Annotated in this window: 16 protein-coding genes; 9 read left to right on the top strand and 7 right to left on the bottom strand. The window is 72.0% G+C overall.

The features are described 5' to 3' along the window. Nucleotides 1–170 precede the first annotated feature (170 nt). The 5 genes from ACH34S_RS08670 to ACH34S_RS08650 are packed head-to-tail and all read left to right on the top strand — an operon-like array spanning nt 171 to nt 5,806. Complete coding sequence (locus ACH34S_RS08670) at nt 171–1,769, top strand: AMP-binding protein (protein WP_395951941.1); 1,599 nt, start codon at nt 171–173, stop codon at nt 1,767–1,769. Beyond that, a complete protein-coding gene (locus ACH34S_RS08665) occupies nt 1,766–2,998 on the top strand; it encodes an acyl-CoA dehydrogenase family protein (protein WP_395951940.1) in 1,233 nt (410 codons plus the stop codon). The genes ACH34S_RS08670 and ACH34S_RS08665 overlap by 4 nt, the downstream gene beginning before the upstream one ends. A 22-nt stretch (nt 2,999–3,020) precedes the next feature. Further along, nucleotides 3,021–3,779, top strand: coding sequence for an enoyl-CoA hydratase/isomerase family protein (locus ACH34S_RS08660; protein WP_132168723.1), 759 nt, complete (start codon nt 3,021–3,023; stop codon nt 3,777–3,779). Nucleotides 3,780–3,788: 9 nt separating this feature from the next. Then, nucleotides 3,789–4,727 carry a VOC family protein gene (locus ACH34S_RS08655; RefSeq protein ID WP_395951939.1) on the top strand — a complete coding sequence of 313 codons (939 nt, stop codon included), beginning with the start codon at nt 3,789–3,791 and terminating at the stop codon, nt 4,725–4,727. Next, nucleotides 4,718–5,806 carry an acyl-CoA dehydrogenase family protein gene (locus ACH34S_RS08650; protein WP_395951938.1) on the top strand — a complete coding sequence of 363 codons (1,089 nt, stop codon included), beginning with the start codon at nt 4,718–4,720 and terminating at the stop codon, nt 5,804–5,806. Before ACH34S_RS08655 ends, ACH34S_RS08650 begins: the two co-directional genes overlap by 10 nt. 37 nt (nt 5,807–5,843) lie before the next feature. Here the strand turns inward: ACH34S_RS08650 and efeU are convergent, their stop codons facing one another. The 7 genes from efeU to ACH34S_RS08615 all read right to left on the bottom strand — a co-directional run bounded on the left by efeU (nt 5,844) and on the right by ACH34S_RS08615 (nt 14,539). Further along, nucleotides 5,844–6,674: an iron uptake transporter permease EfeU gene (gene efeU / locus ACH34S_RS08645; RefSeq protein ID WP_395951937.1), complete on the bottom strand. Its 831-nt coding sequence runs from the start codon at nt 6,672–6,674 to the stop codon at nt 5,844–5,846. Beyond that, a complete protein-coding gene (efeB, locus tag ACH34S_RS08640; RefSeq protein ID WP_395951936.1) occupies nt 6,674–7,912 on the bottom strand; it encodes an iron uptake transporter deferrochelatase/peroxidase subunit in 1,239 nt (412 codons plus the stop codon). The genes efeU and efeB overlap by 1 nt, the downstream gene beginning before the upstream one ends. After that, nucleotides 7,909–9,048, bottom strand: a complete 1,140-nt coding sequence (gene efeO / locus ACH34S_RS08635) for an iron uptake system protein EfeO (RefSeq protein ID WP_395951935.1) — start codon at nt 9,046–9,048, stop codon at nt 7,909–7,911. The genes efeB and efeO overlap by 4 nt, the downstream gene beginning before the upstream one ends. A 133-nt stretch (nt 9,049–9,181) precedes the next feature. After that, complete coding sequence (locus tag ACH34S_RS08630; RefSeq protein WP_395951934.1) at nt 9,182–10,693, bottom strand: hypothetical protein; 1,512 nt, start codon at nt 10,691–10,693, stop codon at nt 9,182–9,184. Beyond that, on the bottom strand, nt 10,690–11,553 hold the full coding sequence (locus ACH34S_RS08625) for a flagellar motor protein MotB (RefSeq protein ID WP_395951933.1): 864 nt from the start codon (nt 11,551–11,553) through the stop codon (nt 10,690–10,692). Before ACH34S_RS08625 ends, ACH34S_RS08630 begins: the two co-directional genes overlap by 4 nt. Further along, nucleotides 11,550–14,036 carry an Hsp70 family protein gene (locus tag ACH34S_RS08620; protein WP_395951932.1) on the bottom strand — a complete coding sequence of 829 codons (2,487 nt, stop codon included), beginning with the start codon at nt 14,034–14,036 and terminating at the stop codon, nt 11,550–11,552. Before ACH34S_RS08620 ends, ACH34S_RS08625 begins: the two co-directional genes overlap by 4 nt. Beyond that, entirely contained in the window at nt 14,033–14,539 is a 507-nt protein-coding gene (locus ACH34S_RS08615) for a hypothetical protein (protein ID WP_395951930.1), read from the bottom strand. The genes ACH34S_RS08620 and ACH34S_RS08615 overlap by 4 nt, the downstream gene beginning before the upstream one ends. A gap of 108 nt (nt 14,540–14,647) precedes the next feature. Here ACH34S_RS08615 and ACH34S_RS08610 point away from each other — a divergent pair, with 108 nt between their 5' ends. The 4 genes from ACH34S_RS08610 to ACH34S_RS08595 all read left to right on the top strand — a co-directional run bounded on the left by ACH34S_RS08610 (nt 14,648) and on the right by ACH34S_RS08595 (nt 18,905). Continuing rightward, on the top strand, nt 14,648–15,853 hold the full coding sequence (locus tag ACH34S_RS08610; RefSeq protein WP_395951929.1) for a sensor histidine kinase: 1,206 nt from the start codon (nt 14,648–14,650) through the stop codon (nt 15,851–15,853). Between the two features lie 126 nt (nt 15,854–15,979). Further along, nucleotides 15,980–16,726, top strand: a complete 747-nt coding sequence (locus ACH34S_RS08605) for a LytR/AlgR family response regulator transcription factor (protein WP_395951928.1) — start codon at nt 15,980–15,982, stop codon at nt 16,724–16,726. A gap of 74 nt (nt 16,727–16,800) precedes the next feature. Next, the gene (locus ACH34S_RS08600) at nt 16,801–17,178 is read left to right on the top strand and encodes a hypothetical protein (protein WP_395951927.1); all 378 of its coding nucleotides are present in this window, start codon (nt 16,801–16,803) and stop codon (nt 17,176–17,178) included. Beyond that, nucleotides 17,175–18,905: a cation acetate symporter gene (locus ACH34S_RS08595; protein WP_395951926.1), complete on the top strand. Its 1,731-nt coding sequence runs from the start codon at nt 17,175–17,177 to the stop codon at nt 18,903–18,905. Before ACH34S_RS08600 ends, ACH34S_RS08595 begins: the two co-directional genes overlap by 4 nt. Nucleotides 18,906–18,942: the final 37 nt, after the last annotated feature.

Genomic DNA, 18,942 nt, shown 5'->3' with positions numbered 1-18,942 from the left:
TTAGGGCGATGTCCGGTTGCGGCCAGCCATCGGTGATCCGCCCTGCCATCAGCCCACCCGCCACCACCAGTCCGCCGACAGCCGCCACCGGCCGGCCGACTGCCACACCCGCCAGCCCACCCGGCCCACTCACCATCCATGACGACGCACGCGGCGACAGCGGAGGTCCGATGCGGAAGGAGACGCTGGAGAGTTTCGTCCTCGGGGACGTTCTCCGGTCACAGGCGCAGGTTCACCGACGACAGACGTTCCTCAAGTTCCGGGACGGCGAGATCACCTACGGCGAGGTGGACGCCACCGCCGACCGGATGGCCCGCGCGCTGTCCGGAGCCGGGATCGGGCGCGGCGACCATGTCGGACTGATGCTGCCCAACTGCGCCGACTTCGTGCACCTGATCTTCGCGCTGGCGCGGCTCGGCGCAGTGGCCGTGCCGATCAACATCGCCTACCGGGGGGAGCTGCTGCGGCACGTCCTGGACAGCTCCGACTCCCAGTGGCTGATCATCGACGGGCCGTACGCGGAGCGGGTCACCGAGATCGCGGAGCGGCTGCCGAAGCTCGGCGGGGTGTTCGTGCGGGACGCCGCCGCGAGCGAGGTGCTGCTCGACCGGCTGGGCAAGCCCGCGCGGGAGCTGACGAGCCTGCCGGACGACGGGGACGGCGCCGGGCGCGTCGAGGTCCCGGTCGGGTTCGCGGACATGCAGGCGATCATGTACACGTCCGGGACGACGGGACCGTCCAAGGGCGCGATGGTGCCGCACGCGCTGGCGCTGACCTGCGCCTACGACTCGCTCGACTTCCTCGACCGGTGGGGCAAGACGATCTACTGCCCGCTGCCGCTGTTCCACGCGGCGGCGCTGTGGGACGGCATGCTCTCGGCACTGCTCGGCGGCGGGTCCATCGCGATCGTGGAGCGGTTCAGCGCGTCGAGGTTCTGGGACGACGTCCGCCGCTTCGACGCGCAGGTCTGCATGAGCGTGTTCTCGATGATCCCGATCCTGCTGAACCGGCCGCCGACGTCCAAGGACAAGGACCACCGGCTGGAGACGTTCTACATGGGCAAGTCGAGCCTCGACGAGCCGATGCGGGAGCGGTTCGGCGTCCGGTCGGTGGAGACCTACACCAGCACCGAGGCGGGGATCGCGACGGGCAGCCCGTACGGGGAGTGGCGGGTCGGGTCGTGCGGGCAGGCCCACGAGGAGCGCTTCCAGGTCGCCGTGGTGGACGAGCACGACCGCGAACTCCCGCCCGGCGAACCGGGGGAGCTGGTGCTGCGGCCGAAGCAGCCGTTCGTCCTCACGACCGGCTACTACGGGAACTGGGAGGCGACGACGCAGTGCTTCCGGAACATGTGGTTCCACACCGGAGACCGGGTATGGCGCGATGACGACGGGTACTTCTTCTTCCTCGACCGGATGAAGGACGCCATCCGCCGCCGTGGTGAGAACATCTCCGCCTTCGATCTGGAGACGGAGATCAACCAGCATCCGGCGGTGCTGGAGTGCGCCGCGATCGGCGTGCCCTCGGAACTGGAGGACGAGGACATCAAGGTGTCGATCGTGGTGCAACCCGATACCGGCATGGATCCGGCCGAGCTGATCGCCTACTGCGAGGAGCGGCTGCCGCGCTCGATGGTGCCCCGCTACGTCGAGTTCGTGGAGGCGCTGCCGCGCACCCCGACCGACAAGGTCGCCAAGTACAAGCTGCGCGCCGAGGGCGAGCACGGCCTGACCGACACGACCTGGGACCGGGAGGCGGGCGGACGGTGAACTGGGACGACACGCCTGAGGAGGCCGCGTTCCGGGAGGAGGTGCGGGCCTTCGTCCGGGAGCGGTTTCCCGAGTCGTACCGTCCGGCCGGGGACGAGGAGCAGAGCCTGGAGCCGGAGGACGTCGCGGGCTACAACTGGCCCGTCGACCGCGTCGCCGACGACCCCGGCCGCCGTGAGGGCGCCCGCGCATGGGCCGAGGCCCTGGCGGAACGCGGCTGGATAGCCCCGCACTGGCCGAAGGAGTACGGCGGCGCGGGCCTGTCGGCACTGGAGGAATTCGTCCTCCACGAGGAAATGATGCGGGCCCGGGTCCCCACCGTGAACGGCATCGGCGCGTTCCTCCTGGGCCCGACCCTCCTGGTCCACGGCACGGACGAACAAAAAGCCGCGCACCTCCCGCCCATCGCCAAGGGCGAGGCGACCTGGGCGCAGGGCTTCTCCGAGCCCGGCTCCGGCTCCGACCTGGCGTCTCTGCGCACCCGAGCCGTCCGCGACGGCGACGACTACATCGTCGACGGCCAGAAGGTCTGGACATCCCTGGGCCAATACGCCGACTGGCTGTTCGTCCTGGTCCGCACCGACCCCGACGCAGACCGTCCCCACCGCGGCATCACGTTCCTGCTCATCGAGGCGAACGCGCCCGGCGTGACGATCCGTCCCATCACCGACATCCGGGGCGCGGTGCCGTTCTGCGAGATCTTCTTCGAGGGCGTCCGGGTGCCGGTGGCGAACCGGGTCGGGGAGGAGAACCGCGGCTGGTACGTGGCGATGTCCGCGCTCGGCTTCGAGCGGGCCGGGATCGGCGCGACGATCAAGTACGAGCAGGCCCTCGCCGAGCTGGTCACCTACCTGCGCTCCCCGGACGGACGCCGCTTCGCCCGCCGCAGCCCCGCCCTCCGCCAGGAGATAGCCCGCCGCCAGACGGAGATCCGCGTCCTGTACAACCTGGCCCGCTACACGGTGTCGCGCCAGGCCGCAGGGGACGAACCCGACTTCGAGGCGTCCATCAACCAACTGTTCGGCGCCGAACTGCACCAGCGCCTAGCCCGGACGGGCGCGCGCGCGTTCGGGCGGTCCGCCGCGCTATGGGAACGCGAAGGCGCCCCCATGAACGCGACGTTCACCCACATGCGCAGAGACTCGGTGGCGTCCACCTTCCTGGGCGGCACCACCGAGATCCAGCGGAACGTCATCGCCACCCGGGGCCTGAACCTGCCCCGCAGCTGACCATCAGGAGGAGCGAGCACGCATGCCCGACGAGAACGCCTACGAGACCGTCGATCTGCGGATCGAAGAACGAGTGGCCTGGCTGACGCTGAACCGGCCGGAGAAGCTCAACGCGCTGACGCCGACGACGATGACCGAGCTGCGCGACATCTTCACCCGCGTCGACGACGACGAGGACGTCTGCGTGGTCGTGCTGCGCGGCGCCGGCGAGCGCGCGTTCTGCGCCGGGATGGACCTCGGCTGGTCGGAGAAGCTGACCCCCCGCGAGCGGATCGAGCAGGGACGCCTGGGCGAGAAGACGTTCGCCATGATGGAGCGGCTGTCGGTCCCCGTGATCGCCGCCGTCCACGGCTACGCGGTCGGCGGTGGCCTGGAACTGGCCCTCGCCGCCGACTTCATCGTCGCATCGGACAACGCGAAGGTCGGCCTGGTCGAGATCACCCTCTCGGCCCGCCCGCCCTACCGCCCGAAGATGACCGAGGACGGCGACCCCGACCAGCCCGAATTCGGCGGCTCCGCCCCCGGCTGGGGCGGCGTGAAACGCCTGCCCGAACGCATCGGCAAGGCCCGCGCGAAGGAACTCCTCTTCACCGGCGCCCGCATCGACGCCGACCGCGCCTTCAAGCTGGGCCTGGTCAACGACGTCTACCCGGCGGACGAGTTCGACAAGCGGGTCGGTGAGCTCGCCGAGCGGATCGCCGCGATGAACCGCTACAACCTGCGTCTGGTCAAGGAACTGGTCACCAACGGCTACGACTGGATCGAGCCGCACCCGAGCTAGGAGGACCCCGTGCAGATCTATCGCATCGATCACGTCGCGCAGGTGACCCCCGACCTCGACGCGCAGGTCGCGCTGCTGGAGGGCTTGTTCGGGTTCCGGCGCGTCCGGAGCTGGGACAGCCCCGACGAGGGCGCGCGCGGCACCCGGCTGGAGATCCCGGGCAGCCACGGCCAGGCATGGGAGGTGGTCACGCCCGCCGGCGACGGCTCGGCACTCCAGACATTCCTGGACGACCACGGCGGACGCCCCGGCCTGCACCACGTGGGCGCCGAAGTCCCCGACCTTGAGGCCGTCCGCGCGGAACTCGAAGTCCGCGGCATCAAACCGACCGACGGCGCACGCGGCCGCTGGCTGGAGGCGTCGCTGACCCCGCCCGAGCACGGCCCCGGCGTCCTGTTCCGGCTCCGCGGCCCCGGCAACCTCGACATGTGCGGCGACTCGTCGGCCTCCGTCCCGGAAACGTCGTCCACCTCCGGGCCGTCCCTGGGCATCGTGGCGCTCGACCACATCTGCCAGGCGTTCCCCGACCGCGACCTCCTGGCCGGCTGGTACCACGGCCTCGCCGGGTTCACGCAGGTGTGGCGGACGCCGGACGACGAGCATCCCGACATGGCCGACCTCGTCCTGAACATCCCCGGCTCCGCGATCTGCTGGGAAGTGATCATGCCGCGCGGCGAGGACTCGTTCATCGAACGCTTCCTGGACCGCAACGGCGCCGCCGCCCACCACGTCACGTTCGAGGTCGCCGACTGGGACAAGGCCCTCGCGGCCTGCGAGCACCACGAGATCCCCACCTTCGACGACGAAGAGGGCGTCACTGACGGCGCCGCGTGGAAGCACACGTTCATTCACCCCAAGCACACCGGCGGCGTCCTGGTCCAGCTGTTCTGGGAGGAACGCCCCGGCGTGTGGGTCCGCTCCGACAAGGTCCCGCCGCCATGGACCTGAGCCTCACCGAGGACCAGGAGCTGATCGCCTCCACCGCCCGCGACCTCCTGGAGTCCCGCGCCGCGACCGCCGGGGCGCGGGCGATGGACGGCGACCCGTCCGGCCACTCCGCCGCCCTGTGGAAGGAGATGGTCGAACTCGGCTGGACGGGCCTGGCCTTCCCCGAGGAGCACGGCGGCGTGGGCGGCGACTTCCTGGACGTATGCCTCCTGTTCGAGCAACTGGGCTACGCGCAGGTCCCGAGCCCGCTCCTGACCTCGGTGGCGTCCTGCGGCATGCCCATAACCCGCCACGGCACCCCCGACCAGCAGGAACGCTGGCTGACGGCCCTCTCGGAAGGCCAGATCGCAACCGCCGCCCCACTCCCGTGGGACCGCCCGGACGACGGGCCCGCAGCCGCACCCGACGGCCCGGACTTCGTCCTCGACGGAACGGCCACGTTCGTCCCGTTCGCCGCGTCCGCCGAGAGCCTCCTCATAGCGGCCCGCGTCGGCGACGAGCCGCGCGCGTTCTGGGTGGACGCCTCATCACCAGGCATAACACTCCGCCCCCTGAACACGATCGGCCCGGACCGTCCCTGCCACGTCGACCTGGCGGACGTCCGCGTCCCCGCCACCGACGCCCTCAACGCGGACGCCGCCCACGCCATCTCCCTCTTCGGCGCCGCAGCCACCTGCGCCGAAATGGTCGGCGCCGCCCAGCGCGTCCTGGACATGACGGTGCAGTACGCAACGGAACGGGAGCAGTTCGGCCGCCCGATCGGGTCGTTCCAGGCCGTCCAGCACCACTGCGCCGACATGGCCATCGACGTCCTGGGCTCCCGCTTCATCGCCTACGAGGCCATCTGGCGCCTCTCCGCGAACCGCGACGCGACGCAAGAAGTGTCCATGGCCAAGGCATGGGTGAGCGAGGCGTACGAACGCGTCTGCGCCCTAGGCCACCAGGTACACGGTGCGATCGGCTTCACCCAGGAGCACGACCTGCACTGGTTCTCCCAGCACGCCATGTCCGCGTCCCTGTCCTTCGGCGACGGCGACGCCCACTACGAATCCCTGGCCACCAACCTCGACATCCCCTGACGGACACGAGACCCGGCCGGCCCGCCCACCGGCCGGGTCAGGTGGTCGGGGTTGGGGTTGGGGTCGGTTTGCGGGTGGTGGGGCGTAGGAACAGGGTCAGGGTCGGGATTACGTATAGGAGCCACACGACCACTTGCAGGACCGTTGGGTCGGGCTGGAAATTGACCGTGCCCTTTAGGAGGGTGCCGTACCAGCTTCCTGGCGGGATGGCCTCGCTGATGTCGAATGCCTTGGTGTTCAGGCCCGGCAGGAAGCGGGCCTCCTGGAGGTCGTGGAAGCCGTAGGCCAGGACGCCGGCGGCGACTATGACGAGCATCGCGCCCGTCCAGGTGAAGAAGCGGGCCAGGTTGATTTTCAGTGCGCCTCGGTAGAACAGCCAGCCGAGCACTACGGCGGTGGCCAGGCCCAGGAGTGCGCCTCCCAGTGGGCGGGCTCCGTCGCCGGTGGCCTGTACTGCCGACCAGATGAACAGGGCGGTCTCCAGGCCCTCGCGGGCCACCGCCAGGAAGGCCGTCACTACCAGGGCGCCGGTGCCCATGACCAGGGCGCGGTCCAGCCTGCCGTGGAGTTCGGCCTTCAGGTGGCGGGCGGTGCGGCGCATCCAGAAGACCATCCAGGTGACCAGGCCCACCGCGATGATCGACAGCGTGCCGCCGAGGAGTTCCTGCGCCTCGAAGGTCAGGGTGGTGGTGCCGTACTGCAGGATCGCGCCGAAGGCCAGGCTGACGCCGACCGCGATGGCGACGCCCGTCCAGATGGCGGGCAGCGCGTCCCGCCGCTCCGTCTTGACCAGGTAGGCGAGCAGGATGCAGACGATGAGGCTGGCCTCCAGGCCCTCCCGCAGTCCGATCAGGTAGTTCGCGAACATCAGGAGAACAGCTCCTTGCCCCACCAGCCGGTGGCGTCCCGGACCCCGGGCGGGATCGCGAACACGGCCGAGCCGACGTGCTGTATGTACTCGTTGAGGGCGTCGATCCGCGCGAGCCGGGTCTGGACGGGGAGGAAGCCGCGGCGGATGTCGCGCTGGTAGGCCAGGAAGAACAGGCCCGCGTCGAGCCGTCCCAGGCCGTCGGTGCCGTCGGTGAAGGAATAGCCGCGCCGCAGCATCCGGGCGCCGTTGTTGCTGTCGGGGTGCGCCAGCCGGACGTGTGCGTCCGGGAGCATCGCCGTCAGGTCCGGCTCGTCGTGCTCGCGTTTGCGGTTCACGGGGGCGCCCTCGCCCTTGGTGCGGCCGAATATGTCTTCTTGCTCTTTGAGGGACGTGCGGTCCCACGTTTCGATGCGCATCGCGATCCTGCGTGCGACGAGGTATGAGCCGCCCGCCATCCAGGGCGGGCCGTCCTTGGACGAGACCCATACGTGGTCGTTGAGGGCTGCCGTGTCGGTGCCGGAGATGTTGCGGGTGCCGTCCTTGAAACCCATCAGGTTGCGCGGGGTCTGCGCGTCCGGCGTCGTCGAGGACGTCTTGCCGAACCCCAGCTGCGACCAGCGCACCGACACCTTGCCGAAGCCGATGCGGGCCAGGTTGCGGATCGCGTGCACCGCGACCTGCGGGTCGTCCGCGCACGCCTGGACGCAGATGTCGCCGCCGCTGCGCCCCGGGTCCAGGTTGTCGCCGGGGAAGACCGGGAGGTCGATCAGCGCGGGCGGCCGGCGGGAGGCGAGGCCGAAACGGTCGTTGGTGAACAGGGTTGGGCCGAAACCTATGGTCAGGGTCAGGCGGGACGGCCTGAGCCCCAGCGCCTCACCGGTGTCGTCCGGTGGCCCCTCGGGCGGGCCGCCGACCGCGCCTTCGCCGACCGCGCGCCCGGCGGTCATCTTCTCGGCGGCCCGCGTCCACTCCTTGAGCATGGCGACGAGGGCGTTCCGGTCATCGGTGGTGACGTCGAACGCGGCGAAATGCAACCGGTCCTGGACGGGGGTGGCGATCCCGGCCTGGTGCGCGCCGTGGAACGGTATGGCCTGGCCGGGTTCGGCGTCGTCGGAGATGCCGATCGCGGCGGCGGCCACACCGCCGGAGGCGGTCACGCCGAGGGCGAGGCCGGTGCCGCCCCAGCCGAGCAGCGCGCGGCGGGAGAACGACTTCGGTGTGCGCTCGGAGGTCATGACACGACTGCCGCCGCCAGCTTCGACAGCGGTTCGGCGAGCGCGTTGACCGCGTCGGAGAGTTCCTTGCGGTCGTCCTTGCCGACGGTGTCGTAGGTGACGAAGCCGTCAGAGGAACCCTCGACGCGGTACTTGTCGAGGAGGGTGAACAGTGCCTTGAACTGCTTGTCCAGCTCTGTGGCGAGGGCGGGGTTCCGTTCGGCGGCGACGGGCTTGAGCAGCTCGTAGGACTTGTGCGCGCCTTCCACGTTGGCCTGGAAGTCGACCAGGTCGGTGTGGCTGTAGCGCTCCTCCTCGCCGGTGACCTTGCCGGTGGCGACCTCGTCCAGGAGCTCCTTGGCGCCGTTGGCCATGCTCGTCGCGTTGATCTCGGCGGTGCCGACGCGCTTCTGCCAGTCCTTCAGGTCGGTGATCAGCTGGTCGGCGAGCTTCTTCTCCTCGGCACCGATCTTCTTGTCCGCCCACAGCGCCTTCTCCAGGCGGTGCCAGCCGGTCCATGCCTGGCCCTGTTCGAGACCGTCCTCCCGCACGTCCACCTTGGGGTCGATGTCGCCGAACGACTCGGCGACGGGCTCGGTGCGCTCCCAGCCGACGCGGGACGAGGCGTAGATCTTCTTGGCGGACTCGATGTCGCCCGCCTTGATGACGGCGGCGAACCTCTCGGCCTTGGGCAGGGTGTCGTCGGCCTGGGCCTGGACGTACTTGCGGTACTCGGCGACGGCCTTGTCCAGCCGCGGGTCCTGCGGCTTGGTCGAGCCCTGCCCGGTGGCGGTCACCTTCTGCCGGATGCCGTCGCCCTTCATGCCGGGCTTGCAGGCGATCTCGTACGATCCGGCCTTGACCTCGGCCGTGATGTCGGCCTTGGTCCCGGGCCCGATGTTCTCCCGCTCGGTGACGATCCGGTCGCCGGGCGCGTAGATGTAGACCTCGGTGACCTTGGAGCCCTTGTTCTCCACGGCGAGCTTGACGTGCCCGGCGGGGAACTCGGTGCGCGAGACCTTGCACTCGCTGTCGCTCGCGGTGACCTGGATGGCGCCCGACTCCCCGCCGCCGCCCTTCTCGGTGCAGCCGGCGACGGCGAGGAGGGTGACGGCGGCAGCTGCCGCGGCGCCGCGGAGGTGATGGACGGCTCTCAAGCTGTACTCCAGGGTCGGTGGCGTGCCCCCCAACCCGCCACGAAAGTTAGGCGAGCCTAATTTAGCTTAACTTTACCTAACTATCTGCCCCTGGACCGATGATCCATCTCACTGCTGACCTGCATGATCATCGCTATTGGACGCCCGGCGGCTTGTGCCCGAAGGACCAGCCGGCCCGGAACTTCTCCTGGATGGCGGGGAAGGCGTGCAGGACGTCCCGCGCCTCCCGGGAGAGCGGGGTGGTGGCCGCGAAACCGGCGGCGAACGCGAACCCGGCGAAGGTCAGGATCATCAGGACGATGCCCGCGCCGAAGGCGTCCGTCGAGGTCAGGACGAGCCCGAGCGCGAACAGCGCGACGTTGGAGCCGAGGCCGTAGGCCCAGACCTTGGCGCGGCGCGTCCGGTGCGCGGACGCGCAGCCGGCGCAGCGCGGCACCGCGATCGTCAGCTTCCGCCAGGTGATCCGCCGCGCGTAGTACGCGGTGATCTCCTCGTTGACCTCGCCGTGCATCTTCACCTTGAACCCGGCGCGGTCGTGGCTCGGCTGCTCCTTGCAGAACCAGCAGGTGTCGTAGATCTGGTTCTCGCGGACGGTCTCCAGGTTCTCCGCGATGCGCGTCCGGACGTTCGCCGACACGGCGGTGGCCTCGGCGCGCTCCAGGACGCCCTCCGCCGGGCTCCAGTCGCCGGTCTCGTTGCCGTACAGGATGACGCAGCGCATGGCGGAGTCGGCGATCTCGTCCCGCAGCCCCTCCAGGAGGGAGTGGTCGCCGGGCAGGACCGCGCCGAGCCCCGCGAGGACGGGTTCGGCCCGTTCGAGCAGGCGGATCGCCTCGCCGTACCCGGTCTCGGGGGTCGCGTCGGCGCGTTCGAGGGCGGAGCGGCTTTGCGACCTGAGCCGGGACGTCGCGGGGGCGACGGCGTCGCGCAGCGCCGTCTCGACCAGGGTGTCGTCGAATCCGGAGCCGCGCATCAGGCCGATGTGGGCGGACGCCTTCTCATGCTCGCCGGACTGAGATTCCTGGACGGCGAGCCGCGCGCTGATCGACAGCAGGGCGGCGGGGAGGCGTTCGCGCAGCTCCGCGGCGGCGCCCGGCCCGATCCGGGGATCGTCGGCGGTGCGGGCGCGGCCGGCGACGAGGTCCCAGAACGCGTCGGTGTCGAGGACGGTCCGCCAGTGGCGCAGGGCGCGTTCCCAGAGGCCGGGGTCGTTGCCGTCCAGGGCGCGGGCGTGGGCCAGGACGGCGAGGTTGTGCGCGGCGACGGCGGCCGGGCGCCCGGGGCCGGGCGCGGACCAGAGCCGCTCGGCGTCCTCGAAACGCCCGTCGCGCAGGGCGGCTAGGGCCTCGTCGCCGTCGCGGGAGGGCCAGAACCAGAACAGCTCGTCCTCCAGGCGGCGGACCGGGTCGCGGAGCCGCTGGATCGCCCGCTGCGCGGCGTCGGCGTCCGGCGGCGGGTCCAGCGGCAGGAGCGCCGAGCCGGTTCCGGGGGACGTGCCGAGCTTGGCCGTGACCTGGAGTTCCTCGGACCGCCGGCGGATGTCGCGGGCGGCGGCGTCCACCGCGAGGCCGGTGACGCGGAAGGGGTTCTCCCGGTACAGGTCCGGGCCGACCTGGTCGAGGAAGGACGTCTTCGTGGTGTTCATCGTCCACCTGCCGCGGAGATGCGGACGCTGACCGTCCGGTTGCGGGGATCGCCGGACGCGGCCTCGCCCGGATGCGGCGGCAGCAGACCGGCCAGCGTCGAGACGGAGAAGCGGGCCGTGGGGATCCGCGCGGACGAGCGCAGCACCTCCCGGACGACCGTGGCGCGCAGCAGCCCCAGCTCGGCGTTGCTCGCGTACCCGCCGCCCGGGTGGACGGCGCGACGGTCGGTGTGCCCGATGACGGTGACGGAGATCTGGGCCGCGTAGGGCCGCAGCTGCTCGCCGAGATCCTTCAGCGTGGCCCGTCCCCGCGAGGTCAGGGTTGCGTCGCGGCGGAAGAGCCCGCGCTCGAACGTGACCTCGATCTCGTCGGCCCGGTGGACGATGCGCATGCCCTGGCCTTCGAGCTTCAGCGCCGCGATCGGATCTGGGGAACCGGCGGCGGACGGCACCACCGGCGAGGAAGGGCGCGGCGGCGCGCCGGTTTCGTCGCGGTCCAGCCAGACGTCCGCCAGCATGACGAACGCGAGCAGCACCACGGACGCCGTCCCCAGCCGGAACGCCGAGCGTGCGAGGACGAAGCGCCGGGGAGACGCCGCCGTCGCCCGGATCCGGGCGATGCGGCGGCGTCCCTCCGCGGCACCGGGGTCGCCGGGGGAGAGGGCGGCGACCCCGGCCCAGCAGCGGTCGGCCTCGTCCAGCCGGCCCTGCTGCGCGTACATGCGCGCCTTCAGGTCGAGCACGACCGAGCCGTCCTCGCCCTCCAGCAGTTCCTCCGCCTCCGCGTAGCGGCCCGCGCGGGCCAGGGCGCGCGCCTGCGCGACCGCCACCTCCCGGACGGCCTGTGCCGGGACGCTCATCGGCCCGCCCTCACCGTGCTGAACGGGTCGGTCGGGGGCGGGGCCGAGGGCAGCAGGTCCGCGAGTGCCGCGTTGACGTCGCGGAGCGTGCCCGCGTCGCCCGCGTCGGCGGCGCGGCGGCCGGTGGCGATCAGCGCGGCGGCCTCCCGCTGGTCGCGCATCTCCGGCTGCAGCGCCGACAGCTCCCGGAACGCGATGAACGGCAGGTCGCCGGACGCGTCCAGCACCCGGGTCGCGAGCCGCCGCAGCTCGGTGACGCGCTGGCGCAGCAGGTCGGCGTCGTGCGCGGCGATGGCCTCCTGCACCGCGGCCTCGGCCGCCTCCAGCGCCGGGACGTCGCCCGCCCGGCCCCGCTCCTCGACGACCTCGCGGACCAGCGGCAGCACCTCCCGCGCCTCGCTGACCAGGCCGGGCCATTCGAGCTCGTCCTCGACCTCGTCGGCGGCGGCGCGCAGGTCCAGCAGCCGCTTGCCGCCCGCGACGGCGGCGTCCGGGTCGACCTCGGCGGCGTTCACCTCGGCGTCCAGGTTCGCGACGATGCCCTCCGCGTCGATCCGGGCCAGCACCTCGCCGGCCCGCGAGTCGCCGAGCTCCCCGGCCTGGCGCCGCGCGGACTCCAGCCGCCGCTTCTCCGCGGCGGCGTCCTTGGCCAGCGCGGCCGGGTCCGGGACGGTCTCCGTCTGCAGGTTGACGGCGCTCTGGAACTCCTCGTCCAGGATCGGGACGTAGGCGCGCGCGACCACCATCCGGGACTCGTCGATCACGATCGTGAAGTCGACCTCGCTGCCCTCCGGCACGTCCCGCCTGACCTGCCCGGCGTTGATCTCCAGCCGGCCGATCCGGCGGTTGCGGTCGGCGCGGTGGTGCTCGCCCTCCAGCACCGGGATCCGGATCATGCCCTCCCCGGCGCCGCGCAGGACGCCCACCGCCGTCCGCAGCAGGATCCGGCGGCGGGCCGGGAGCGGGGTGCCGCGCTTGAACAGCCACTCCACCTCGTTGCCCTCCAGTCCGACCCCGATCGAGTGGGTGAGCGGCGGCTGCGTGTCGACGGCCCCGACCGTGTACGTCAGCGTGTCCGGGGTGATGGGACGGCCCGCGCCGGTCGCGTCGGTCAGCTCGATCTGGAACGTGTTCGCGCGGCCCTTCTCCGCCCACAGCGTGGTCGTGAACGTCCCTTCGGCGGGCAGCGGGATGCGCCCGCTGCGCCAGACCGGCTGGGTGTGCGGGTTGACGAACTCGATCGAGCATCCGGCCGGGTCGGCGCCGGTGACGCGCCCGCCGACGAACGGCTCGATGTCGGGCCCGAGCGGGCGGTATTCGAGGTCGACCGCGTACTCGCCGGCGGGCGGCGGCGGGCCCGCCAGCGACGGGTCGAGCCGCTGGCCGCCCGCGAAGACGGCGGCGCCGCGCGCGACGGTCGTGATCGGGTCCTGGCTGTGGTCGAGCGGGATGCCGAGCCCCTCGCGCGGGTCGGCGAGCCGTTCCCGCAGGTACGGCGACAGCGTCGGGCCGCCGACGAGCAGCGCCCGCTCGACGTCGCCGGGCCCGAGCCCGCTCTCCGCCAGCGCCTTGCGGCACAGGTTCACCGACCGGACGACGAACGGTTCCGTGAGCCGCTCCACGTCCGCCCTGGCCAGCTCGTACTCGAACTCGACCGTCCGGCCGGACTCGTCGTCGAGGTCGAGGAACAGCTCGGCGGACTCCGCCCGGGACGCCTGGATCTTCGCCGCCTCGGCGGCGATCTTCAGCCGGTTGATGTTCTTGCGCCAGCGCGGGTTGCCGCGCCGCAGATCGGTCAGCCCGTGCTCGCGCGTGACCGCCGGGATCAGCAGCTCCTCGACGATCGCCCAGTCCAGCAGCTTGCCGCCGAGGAAGTTGTCGCCCCGGTGGTTGACGACGGTGAACTCGCCGTCGCGCATCTGGATCACGGCGGCGTCGAACGTGCCGCCGCCGAAGTCGTACACCAGCCAGAACGCGTTCTCGGCGTCCTCCTGGAAGCCGTGCGCGAGCGCCGCCGCGGTCGGCTCCTGGAGGAGGGGCGCGTGGACGATGCCCGCCATCTCGGCGGCGCGGCGGGTCGCGTCGCACGCGCTGAGCTCGAACGCCGCCGGGACGGTGATGACCGCCGCGCCGATCTCCTCGCCGGTCCGCTGCCCGACGTCGCGGCGCAGCGACCGCAGCACCTCCGCGGACAGCTCCTCCGGCTCCATCGACCGCCCGGCGGCGGCGAAATGCTTGGGCTGGCCGGTCGTCCCCATCCGCAGCTTGAACTCCACGCAGGTGTTCTCGGGATCGTGCTCGCTGCGGTCCCTCGCGGCGCGGCCGACGCTGATCCGGCCGCGGCGGTCGACCAGCACGGCCGACGGCGTGGTCTCGGCCCCGTCGTTGTTCTTGATGATCTCGGTCTCGACACCGTCCAGCCGCGCGATGGCGCTGTTGGTGGTCCCGAGATCGATGCCGAAGTCGATCGTGGTCCTGTTCATCCCTTGCCCGCTTCCTCCGTCGCCGGTGTCTCGGGGGTGCCGACGATCACCTCGGCCATCTGGACGGCGCGTCCGTCCAGGTACACACCGGGGCGCAGGGCCTCGGTGATCTGCTCGCGCGCCAGGCCCGGCGTGGGCTCGTACGCCACCACCGACATGGCCAGCCCGGGATCGAACGGCTCGCCCACGTGGTCCCTGATCGTGATTCCGGTGCCGGCGAGGACGTCCCACGCCGACTCCAGATGCCGGACGACCGGGCGCGGCGGGTCGTCCATCCGCTCGATCCGCGCCCGCAGCCGCCACAGGCTCGTCGCCAGCTCCGCGAGCGACCCGTCCGGCAACTCCGGAACCGGTGCCTGGACGCCGTCCGCCGGGTGGGCGGCGATGGCGCGGGCGAGTTCGGCGAGCGCGTCCGCGGGCCACGCCGACGCGCTGATCCTGAATTCCGGCGGGTGCCGCCATTGCCGGAGCGCGCCCCCGGCCCGTGCAAAGACACGCCCCATGCCCGTGAGTCCTCCCCAAGGCGGCCCTGTCGCCGCGTTCGCCGCAACGGTGACAGCGCCGTCGCGGGACCCCTCCCGGGAAGGCACGCCACCGCGTAACTTCGGCCTATGCATGTGGGCATTGCGGTCGTCGCGGCGCTGCTGGTGACGTGGGTTCCGGCGCTGGTGTGGCTGAGGCGCCGCGGGCGCCCCGGCGATCTCGGCGGGCCCGCGCGGCGCGCGACGTTCGAGACGCTGCACACCGCGTCCCGGGCCGCGCCCGCGTTCCGGGCCGGGCTGACCGAGCAGGGCGCGCAGAAGGCCGCCCGGCACCTGCGGGCACTGCTCGGCTGCGCCGCGCTGGCGATCACGGACGGGGAGCGCCTCCTCGCCTGGGACGGCGAGCACGACCACCACGCGGAGGAGGGGCCGGGGCACGCCGAGGCCACGCTGGCGAGCGGCCGCACCCAGGTCCACGACGTGGTCTGCGACCGGCTCGACTGCCCGATCCGCCGCGTCGTCGTCGTGCCGCTCGCCACCGACGACCGCGTCGTCGGGACGCTCGCCGCCTACGGCGAGGAGATCCCCGCAGGGCTGATCCGCGCCGCCGAAGAGGTCGCCCTCTGGGTTGACGCGCAGCTCGAACTCGCCGAACTCGACCATTCCCGCACGCTGCTCATGGAGGCGGAGATGCGGGCGCTGCGGGCCCAGATCTCGCCGCATTTCATCTACAACTCGCTGACGACGATCGCGTCGTTCGTCCGGTCCGACCCGGAGCGGGCGCGGGAACTGCTGCTGGAATTCGCCGGCTTCACCCGCTACTCGTTCCGGCGGCACGGCGACTTCACCACGCTCGCCGAAGAGCTGCGCTCCATCGACCGGTATCTGCTGTTGCAGCGCGCCCGGTTCGGCGAGCAGCTGCGGGTGACGCTGCGGATCGCGCCCGAGGTGCTGCCGGTCGCGGTGCCGTTCCTGTGCCTGCAGCCGCTCGTGGAGAACGCCGTCCGGCACGGGCTGCAGGACAGGTCCGAGCCCGGCCTCATCACGATCGTCGCGGAGGACGCCGGGTCCGACTGCGTGATCAGCGTGGACGACGACGGGATCGGGATGGAGCCCGACGACGTCCGGCGGCTGCTGTCCGGGGAGGCGCCCCCGCTCGGCGAGGACGGCGACGCGGCCGGGATCGGCCTCGCGAACGTCGACGGGCGGCTCCGCCAGGTTTACGGCGACGAGTACGGTCTCGCCGTGGAAACAGGCCCTGGCGCGGGGACCAAAGTGACCGTCCGTGTCCCGAAGTACCGCCCCGGCGTGACCGCGTCGTCCGGCCCCCTGTGACCGCTTTCGGGCGAATCGGCCAGGTGAGGCGGGTCCCGGCCCCTTGACTCATCGACGTCCTTTTACTGGAATGTGGCGGGCGGTACAGGAAGGGCGGGGTTTGTTGTGGGCCTTCGTGTCCTTGCGGTGGATGACGAGGCGCCCGCGTTGGACGACCTCGTCCACCTTCTGCGCGCCGACCCGCGCATCGGCGAGATCCACACCGCGCGGGACGGCGCCGCCGCGCTCCGCAAGCTCGACCGCGCCCTCGCCGAGGGGCGCCCCATCGCCGCCGTGTTCCTCGACATCCGGATGCCGGGGCTGGACGGCACCGTCCTCGGCCGCGTGCTCGCGCAGTTCGCCCGCGCGCCGCAGATCGTCTTCGTCACCGCGTACGAGGGGCACGCCGTCGACGCGTTCGAGATCAAGGCGACGGACTACATCCTCAAGCCGGTGCGCCCCGAGCGGCTGAACGAGGCGATCAGGCGCGTGACCGAGTCCACCGAGGACTGGATGGAGGACGACGGGACGGGCTCGCCGTCGTCACCGTCCGAGCCGGAGCCGATGCCCGTCGAGCTGGGCGGCGTCACCCGGTTCGTCACGCCTGCGGAAGTGCTGTACGTGGAAGCGCAGGGCGATTACGCGCGGTTGCACACGTCCGGCGGGAGCCATCTGGTCCGCATCCCGCTGGCGGCGCTGAGCGAGCGATGGAGCGGTGCAGGATTCGTCCGGGTGCATCGCAGCCATCTGGTCGCGCTGTCGGCGATCAAGGAGCTGCGGCTGGACTCGGGCCGCTGCACCGTCATGGTCGGCGGCGCGGAGCTCCCGGTGAGCCGCCGGCACGTCCGCGAGCTGCGCGACCTGCTGGTCCGCAGGGCGAGGCGATCCTCCTGAGCCCCGGCGACCGGCGCGCCACGTCCGGCGACGGCCCGGACGGTGACCGCCCGCCCGGACCCGCGCCGGGCCGCGTGCTGGTCACGGGCCCGCGGACGCGCACCGTCCGCCGCCCCCGCTACCCGGTCACGCGGGAGATCGACGAGCAGACCGGGCTCGGCGAGGCGTACATGCGCTCGCTGGTCCGCACGCAGCTCCGGCTCGCGATGCGGCTGTGCCTCGTCCTCGCCGCGGTGGTGGCCGGGCTGCCGCTGCTGTTCGCCCTGGTCCCCGAGGTCCGCGAGCAGGAGGTGCTGGGGGCGCCGCTGCCGTGGGTGCTGCTCGGCGGGCTCATCTACCCGTGGTTCGTCGCCTGCGGCTGGTGGTACGTCCGGCAGGCCGAACGCAACGAGGCCGACTTCGCCGAACTCGTCGACCGCGCGTCCGCCCCCCGCGACGAGGATCTTGCGTGAGCGCCGCGTACGGGATGGCGGGCGTGCTGCTGGTCGTCGTCGCCACGGTGCTCATCGGGGTGCTCGGGGTGCGCATCTCCCGCACGACGTCCGACTTCTACGTCGCGTCCCGGACGGTCACACCCCTGCGGAACGCGTCCGCGATCGGCGGCGAGTACCTGTCGGCCGCCTCGTTCCTTGGAATCGCGGGCCTGATCCTCGCCTACGGCGCCGACATGCTGTGGCTCCCCGTCGGCTGGACGGGCGGCTACCTGGTGCTGCTCGTCCTGGTGTCGGCGCCGCTGCGCCGCTCCGGCGCCTACACGCTGCCGGACTTCGCGGAGGCGCGGCTGGAGTCCATGGCGGTGCGGCGCGTCGCGAGCGTCCTCGTCGTGCTGATCAGCTGGCTGTACCTGCTGCCGCAGTTCCAGAGCGCCGGGCTGGTGCTGCGGACGGTCACGGGTGCCCCGGTCTGGACGGGCGGCGTCCTCGTCGCGGTCGTCGTCGCCGTGAACGTGTGGGTAGGCGGCATGCGCAGCGTCACGCTCGTGCAGGCGTTCCAGTACTGGATGAAACTCACGGCGCTGACCGTCCCGCTCGTGTTCCTGCTGCTGGCGTGGCGGTACGACGGCGCGCCCGGCCTCACGTCGGAGGAACCGCCCCGGTTCGACGACCGCACCACGGTCGCGGTCGGGACGGCCGTGACCGTGGACGTCACCGCACCCGTCCAGGTCGTCGTCGACGGGCGGATCGACGGCCGCGCGTACGAAGACGTCCCGCTGACCCTGAACCCTGGGCGGCACCACATCGACCAGGACGCGTCAGTCACCTTCCCCGCTGGCGCCGACGTCCCGCACGTCATCGGCGAGCCCGTCAGCACCGACCGCGAATGGGCCCTGCCGCTGGACGGCCGCGAACACTCCCTCTACGCCACGTACTCGCTGATCCTCGCCACGTTCCTCGGGACGATGGGCCTGCCGCACGTCCTCGTCCGCTTCTACACCAACCCAGACGGACGCGCCGCACGCCGTACAACGGTCATGGTGTTGTCACTGCTCGGCGCGTTCTACCTGTTCCCAGCCCTGTACGGGGTGCTCGGACGCCTCTACACGCCCGAACTCCTCATGACCGGACGCGCGGACGCCGTCGTCCTCACCCTCCCCGGGCGGCTCATCGGCGGCGTCGGCGGCGACCTGCTCGGCGCGCTGGTGACGGGCGGCGCGGTCGCGGCGTTCCTGTCGACGTCGTCCGGGATCACCGTGTCCGTCGCCGGGGTCCTGGCGCAGGACATCCTGCGCGGCGGGGTCCGTTCGTTCCGCGCCGCGACGCTGCTCGCGCTCGTCGTCCCCCTCGGCCTGGCGATGGCGGCCCGCTCCCTCGCCGTCGCCGACGTCGTCGGGCTCGCGTTCGCGGTCGCCGCGTCCACGTTCTGCCCGCTGCTCGTCCTCGGCGTGTGGTGGCGGCGGCTGACCGTCCCCGGCGCGCTCGCGGGCCTGGTCACCGGGGGCCTGCTCGCGGGCACCGCCGTGATCGTGACCATCGCGGCCGGGCCGCCGGAGGGCCGCCTCGGCGCGATGCTCGCCGAGCCCGCCGCCTGGACGGTCCCCATCGCCTTCGCCGTCATGATCGCCGTGTCCTGGTGCACGCCGGGACGCGTCCCGCCCGGCGTGGCCCGGATGATGGTGCGCCTGCACACCCCCGAGTCCCTGGACGTCGACCGCGGCACCTGGCGCCCGAAACGCGTGTGACCCTCAGAACACGCGGCGTTCGAAACGGGCGTGTTCG

The organism is Actinomadura sp. 3N508 (assembly GCF_044326375.1).
Lineage (GTDB): Bacteria > Actinomycetota > Actinomycetes > Streptosporangiales > Streptosporangiaceae > Spirillospora.
The sequence above is the reverse complement of the archived record's forward strand: the minus strand, read 5'-3'. Positions and strand labels throughout refer to the sequence as shown.

What these genes read in the sequence shown, in the direction of transcription:
- ACH34S_RS08670 (WP_395951941.1), top strand. Translation starts at nt 171, where the DNA reads ATGCGGAAGGAGACGCTGGAGAGTTTCGTCCTCGGGGACGTTCTCCGG.
- ACH34S_RS08660 (WP_132168723.1), top strand. Translation starts at nt 3,021, where the DNA reads ATGCCCGACGAGAACGCCTACGAGACCGTCGATCTGCGGATCGAAGAA.
- ACH34S_RS08650 (WP_395951938.1), top strand. Translation starts at nt 4,718, where the DNA reads ATGGACCTGAGCCTCACCGAGGACCAGGAGCTGATCGCCTCCACCGCC.
- efeU (WP_395951937.1), bottom strand. Translation starts at nt 6,674, where the DNA reads ATGTTCGCGAACTACCTGATCGGACTGCGGGAGGGCCTGGAGGCCAGC.
- efeB (WP_395951936.1), bottom strand. Translation starts at nt 7,912, where the DNA reads ATGACCTCCGAGCGCACACCGAAGTCGTTCTCCCGCCGCGCGCTGCTC.
- ACH34S_RS08630 (WP_395951934.1), bottom strand. Translation starts at nt 10,693, where the DNA reads ATGAACACCACGAAGACGTCCTTCCTCGACCAGGTCGGCCCGGACCTG.
- ACH34S_RS08625 (WP_395951933.1), bottom strand. Translation starts at nt 11,553, where the DNA reads ATGAGCGTCCCGGCACAGGCCGTCCGGGAGGTGGCGGTCGCGCAGGCG.
- ACH34S_RS08620 (WP_395951932.1), bottom strand. Translation starts at nt 14,036, where the DNA reads ATGAACAGGACCACGATCGACTTCGGCATCGATCTCGGGACCACCAAC.
- ACH34S_RS08615 (WP_395951930.1), bottom strand. Translation starts at nt 14,539, where the DNA reads ATGGGGCGTGTCTTTGCACGGGCCGGGGGCGCGCTCCGGCAATGGCGG.
- ACH34S_RS08610 (WP_395951929.1), top strand. Translation starts at nt 14,648, where the DNA reads ATGCATGTGGGCATTGCGGTCGTCGCGGCGCTGCTGGTGACGTGGGTT.